Origin of the sequence: Bifidobacterium xylocopae (assembly GCF_003315615.1) — a bacterium.
GTDB classification, from domain to species: Bacteria; Actinomycetota; Actinomycetes; order Actinomycetales; family Bifidobacteriaceae; genus Bombiscardovia; species Bombiscardovia xylocopae.
On record NZ_PDCH01000035.1, the window covers coordinates 1 to 870 of the forward strand.

2 pseudogenes are annotated in these 870 nt (G+C 67.2%); both read left to right on the top strand.

The window, feature by feature from the left end:
• A pseudogene (locus CRD59_RS07510) lies at nt 1-444 on the top strand (hypothetical protein); the annotation flags it as partial.
• A 114-nt stretch (nt 445-558) separates the two neighbouring features.
• Nucleotides 559-870 (top strand): annotated as a pseudogene (locus CRD59_RS07515) (hypothetical protein); the annotation flags it as partial.

The window sequence follows — 870 nt, forward strand, 5'->3', positions numbered from 1 at the left end:
TCGGCCCGGCTGGCGCAGACGGAGGGCCAGGTGGCCGACAACGCCACCCGTGAGCAGCTCCGGCAGGCGCTGGACGCCGCCGGCAAGGTCCAATCGAACAAGCCGGACGACTACCGGAAGGCCCAGGCCGCGATCCAGGCCGCACTTGATGCGGTCAACGCCAGCGCCCAGACGCAGGCGGAGGCGGCGGCCCAGGCGGCGCAGGCCCAGCAGGCGGCCCAGGCCAGCCAGGCGCCGGCACAGATCCGACCGCAGGCCACCGCCCCCTATCATCAAGGCGCGGCCCCGGGGGGGAGTGGCGGCGGCTACAGGGGAGGGGCCCCTGCACCGGCACCCGCCTCTCCAGCACCTGCGGGTGGCGGCGAATCATGGAAAAGCAAACTGCCACCACTTGATACAAGTCACCATGGCTGCAACGATGCGGGTGTTTGTGGTATCGGCTGATTAAGAGTTTGTAATAAATGTGCCAGTGAGATGGAGCACCTTGCAAGTAGTCGATCCCACTGGCTTGATTGGACGAGCACGTATGCCCGTCCCCTTCATAGTAAGGGAAGATATATGAAGAAATGGAGTTTACCAAGGCTCGGCGCTCTCCAGAAGGGCGTGGCGGTCGTCTCGGCCGTGGCCGCGATGGCGGCCCTGCCGGTCGGGGCGGCCTTCGCCGGTGGAGGCGGCGGCAACGCGGGCGGCGGTGGCGGCGGTGTGATGGCCGTCTCGCAGCAGTGGGCGTACCACGACAACAACGATGGGGGGTTCGGCGGCAACGCCATGTCCAGCATCAATGCGGCTTTCGCTGCCCAGGGTGTGACGATGCTGCCGAACGGCGTCGGCGTGGCCCAGCAGGCGCTGACGATGGCCAACACCAACTGC